Source organism: Rubrivirga sp. (assembly GCF_049648075.1).
Lineage (GTDB): Bacteria > Bacteroidota > Rhodothermia > Rhodothermales > Rubricoccaceae > Rubrivirga.
Genome location: NZ_JBARYR010000192.1, coordinates 1 through 3,847, shown reverse-complemented (window position 1 = coordinate 3,847; position 3,847 = coordinate 1). Strand labels below are relative to the sequence as shown.

Genomic DNA, 3,847 nt, shown 5'->3' with positions numbered 1-3,847 from the left:
GTGGAAACCGGGCGAGCGCTCGCGCCAGGGCTCGAGCAAAGGATCGGCGGTCAGCGCCCCCAGTGCTTCGAACCTGCGTCGCGACTCGGGCACGTCTGGTGGGAGCGCGGCCTCGAGGTCGGACAGCACGGCCTGGACGGCGGGCATCACCTCCCAGGGCGCGCTGGTCGCCGGCGGCGGCGGGTCGAGGACGGCCACTTTCAGCGCGTCGATTCCCTGACCGATGCGGGCGGCGGTCTCGACGACGGGCACGCCGAGCGTCTCCGACAGCTTTTCCGCGTCGACCGTGATCCCGCCCTCGAGGGCGGCGTCGGTCATGTTGAGCGCGACGACCGTCGGCAGGCCCAAGTCCAGGACTTGGGTCGCGAGGTACAGGTTGCGCTCGAGGTTGGTCGCGTCGAGGACACAGACGACCACGTCGGGTGCTGGCTCGCCGGTGATGCGACCGGTCAGGGCGTCGAACGCCACGCGCTCGTCGACCGACTTGGGCGCCAGGCTGTAGGTGCCGGGCAGGTCCACGACCTCGATGTCGGTCCCCTTCAACCGGCCCGACTTCCGCTCGACGGTGACGCCGGGGTAGTTCGCCACCTTCTGCTGCGCGCCGGTCAGCGCGTTGAACAGCGTCGTCTTGCCCACGTTGGGGTTGCCGGCCAGCGCGACGGTCTTCACCCGTGTGGCATCGGCGACGGGAGGAGCGGGAAGGGCGGGCATCGTTATACGGAGGCAACAGTCGGTGCGTAGTGTCCGGCTCCTCCTCTCCCACGACCATGAAGCCCGACCGCGACATCGAGAAAGACTACCCGACCGACCAGTTCGTCGCCAAGCTCCGCCGGCTCGCGGACGCCCTCGAGGCCGGCGAGCCGTTCGAGATCCAGATTGCCGGCGAGCGGATCTATGTCCCTGTGCGCGCCGCGTTCAACATCGAGCACGAGCGGGGCGACGGCGAGGAGGAGGTCGAGTTCCAAATCAAGTGGTCGGCGGAGTAGCCAGGTCCACGACGACGTGGGCGGCCTCTTCCTTGCGGACGGACAAGAGGAAGCCGCGGACTCGGATCTCCATCGGGTCGCCGAGCGGCGCGAGACGCACGACCTCGACGGAGGTGCCAGGCACCAACCCCATCTCGAGCATCCGAGCGGGAAGCTCGCCTCGGTAGCCGGTCACCGTTCCGCTCGCGCCCGGCGCCAGCGTGTCGAGCGTCGAGGGCACGTCTACGCGGTCTCGGTCGCGAACAGACCTTGCGCCACTTCACGTCGTAGCGCCACGCGAGCCGCGCCCAGGCCGAGCACGCATTTGTCGCCGGTCGACATCACGCAGGCGTCGCAGCCTTCGCGGACGCCGAGCTCTCGGAGTCGGGCGCACGTCGCATCGTCGAGGCCCATGAAGCACAGACGGACCGTCCGCCCGGCGGGGAATGACGAGATGGGGGCGGCGTGGTCGAAGGTCACGAAGCGGAGTGCTTATCTGGACGAGTTCTAAGGTACACCAACCCGCGGCCTCGAGGTCGGTCCACTGGACCTCTTGTTTTGCACGCCCTGAGGGCGGGGACCAGGACGAGCGCTCGCCCTCGAGGCCGGAGTCCAGATGTGCCGGTGCGGTGGGGCTGCGTCGACCTCGAGGGCTGAAAGGCGACCATCTCCTACCCCCTCCTCATCCGAGCAAGGGGGACGTCGTTAGCCATCGTGGGGCCGAAGGTGCAGCCTCGAGGACGGCGCGACCTCGAGGACGGCGCGACCTCGAGGGGCTACCCGAACAGGACGTCCTCGAGGGAGCGGATCGCGGCCTCCTCCTTCTCCATCCGAGCCTCGGGCGTCGCGGCGCGCTCGGCCTCGACGCGGTCTTTCTCGGCCTGGGCCGCCGCCTCGGCCTTCTCGCGCTCGGCGGCCTGCTCGGCCTCGACCTCGATGCGGATCAGGTCCGCGAAAGGCTCCTGCGCGCGAGCGAACATGACGTGCGGCTCCTCGAACGGGTAGCCCGCTTCCTGGCGCTCGCGGTACAGCTTGAGGCAGCCGTTCCACAACGCACGCCGGATCCCCCACTTGTCGACCGAGAACGAGCCGGCCTTGCGCTTGCCCTCGGCGTTGACCCAGTTCAGTTGGACGTAGAGCTTCGACTTCGAGCCCTCCGCCTTTTCGCGCACGGACAGCCCGACGACGCCCGTGTTGCTCCACGCCTTGCGAGGCTTGGTCGGTCCTTCGGGGATCGAGGCGAGCAGTCGGTCTCGGTATTCGATGGCGGCCTCGACGGCGGCCTCCTGGCTCTCGAACTTGGCGTCGGCGAAAAACTTGGAGAGCCGGTCGCCGTCGCGCCGCACGCGGACTTGCCACCCGTGGGTGGGGTGCCGCCCAGGGTGTTCCTCTGACGGCTCAATGTCGATCCGCGTGATGTGATGGAGCCTCCGGGGCTCATCGGGCGCCTCCGCACCGTCCGTCTCAAGGGCCATGTCTCAAAAGCTGGGCGCCGCCGTACGGCAGCCGGGGGTTATGCAGCGGCGGGCGCGACGGCCTCGACGCGCGTGATCTCGGGGACCGCGCGGCGGATCGCCTGTTCGATCCCGGCACGAAGCGTCATCATGCTCATCGGGCACGTTCCGCAGGCGCCGAGCAGTTGGAGTTCGACGACCATGTCGTCGGTGACGTCCTTGAGCCTCACGCTGCCGCCGTCCGCCATCAGGTAGGGGCGAATGGAGTCGAGGGTGTCCTCGATGCGTTGCCGGAGCGCGGGGTCCGCGGGGTCGATTGCGTCAGCCATGTCCGCTGGGGTGAGTCCGAAGGTACGACGGAGAGCTTAGGGGTTGGGGGGCCGGGGATCAGGGATTGGAAACCAAGCTGGTGAGGACCCCCAATCCCCATTCCCTACTCCAAAAACCTACTTGTAAAGAATCTCGATGGGCTGCGTCGGCGGCTCGTCCTCGTTGCGCCGCTCGACCTCGAGGACGACCTTCTCGGCCATCGACCGGAACGCCTTGGCCGAGTGGCTTTCAGGCTCGGCCAGAACGACGGGCGTGCCGCGGTCGCCGGCCTCCCGTGCGGCCTGCTCGATCGGCACCTCGCCCAGGACCGGCACGCCGATCTCGGCGGCGAGCTTCTGCGCGCCGGCCTCGCCGAACAGGTAGTAGCGGCGGTCCGGCAGGTCCGGCGGCGTGAAGTAGGCCATGTTCTCGACGACGCCCAGGACCGGGACGTGGACGTTCTCGAACATCTTGACGGCCTTGCGGGCGTCCGCGAGCGCGACGGCCTGGGGCGTCGATACGACGACGGCGCCGGTGAGCGGGACGGTCTGAACCAACGTGAGTTGGATGTCGCCCGTGCCCGGCGGCAGGTCGATGACCAGGTGATCGAGCTCGCCCCACGCCGCCTGCCCAAGGAACTGCCGGACGGCGCTGGACACCATCGGCCCACGCCAGATGACGGCGTTCTTGTCGTCCACCAAAAAGCCCATCGACAGCAGCTTGACGCCGTAGCGCATGAGCGGCACGATGTGGCGCTCCTCGTTGACGATCGGTTTCTCGTCTGACGGCACGCCGAACATGAGCGGGACGCTAGGGCCGTAGACGTCGGCGTCCATCAGCCCGACCTTGGCGCCGGTCTCGGCGAGCGCGCACGCGAGGTTGGCCGCGACCGTGCTCTTGCCCACGCCGCCCTTGCCACTCGCAACGGCGATAAAGTTGGTGACGCCAGCCAGTCCGAGCGGCGTGTTCGGTTTCGAGGACGGGGTCTGCATGGCGGAGTCGAGTCGTTTCCGTCGTGACCCTCGCCCTCGAGGACGGTTCCGAGCCTGGCCGGTCTCAACCCAGGCTTGGCAGGCCGCAGTCGATGGGCCGGCCCCGAGGACGTGGAAGGCGTAGAGA

General features: G+C 68.6%; 7 protein-coding genes. 1 reads left to right on the top strand and 6 read right to left on the bottom strand.

Annotated features, from left to right (window positions below):
* On the bottom strand, positions 1-711 hold a 711-nt coding region (locus WBA11_RS05615), incomplete at its 3' end, for a FeoB small GTPase domain-containing protein (RefSeq protein ID WP_424519733.1).
* A 56-nt stretch (positions 712-767) separates the two neighbouring features.
* Here WBA11_RS05615 and WBA11_RS05610 point away from each other — a divergent pair.
* A complete protein-coding gene (locus tag WBA11_RS05610; protein ID WP_424519732.1) occupies positions 768-986 on the top strand; it encodes an amphi-Trp domain-containing protein in 219 nt (72 codons plus the stop codon).
* On the opposite strand, the gene WBA11_RS05605 is transcribed toward WBA11_RS05610, so the two are convergent.
* The 5 genes from WBA11_RS05605 to WBA11_RS05585 all read right to left on the bottom strand — a co-directional run.
* On the bottom strand, positions 967-1,206 hold the full coding sequence (locus tag WBA11_RS05605) for a FeoA family protein (protein WP_424519731.1): 240 nt from the start codon (positions 1,204-1,206) through the stop codon (positions 967-969). The two genes, WBA11_RS05610 and WBA11_RS05605, sit on opposite strands and share 20 nt — an antisense overlap.
* A 2-nt stretch (positions 1,207-1,208) precedes the next feature.
* Positions 1,209-1,445: a FeoA family protein gene (locus WBA11_RS05600; protein WP_424519730.1), complete on the bottom strand. Its 237-nt coding sequence runs from the start codon at positions 1,443-1,445 to the stop codon at positions 1,209-1,211.
* A gap of 296 nt (positions 1,446-1,741) precedes the next feature.
* On the bottom strand, positions 1,742-2,440 hold the full coding sequence (locus tag WBA11_RS05595) for an AP2 domain-containing protein (protein ID WP_424519729.1): 699 nt from the start codon (positions 2,438-2,440) through the stop codon (positions 1,742-1,744).
* A 38-nt stretch (positions 2,441-2,478) separates the two neighbouring features.
* Entirely contained in the window at positions 2,479-2,748 is a 270-nt protein-coding gene (locus WBA11_RS05590; protein ID WP_424519728.1) for a NifU family protein, read from the bottom strand.
* A gap of 117 nt (positions 2,749-2,865) precedes the next feature.
* Positions 2,866-3,847 (bottom strand): Mrp/NBP35 family ATP-binding protein (locus tag WBA11_RS05585; protein ID WP_424519727.1); only part of this gene is annotated, 982 nt, incomplete at its 5' end.

Coding starts and splice junctions, on each gene's coding strand:
- WBA11_RS05590 (WP_424519728.1), bottom strand. CDS start 2,748: ATGGCTGACGCAATCGACCCCGCGGACCCCGCGCTCCGGCAACGCATC.
- WBA11_RS05595 (WP_424519729.1), bottom strand. CDS start 2,440: ATGGCCCTTGAGACGGACGGTGCGGAGGCGCCCGATGAGCCCCGGAGG.
- WBA11_RS05610 (WP_424519732.1), top strand. CDS start 768: ATGAAGCCCGACCGCGACATCGAGAAAGACTACCCGACCGACCAGTTC.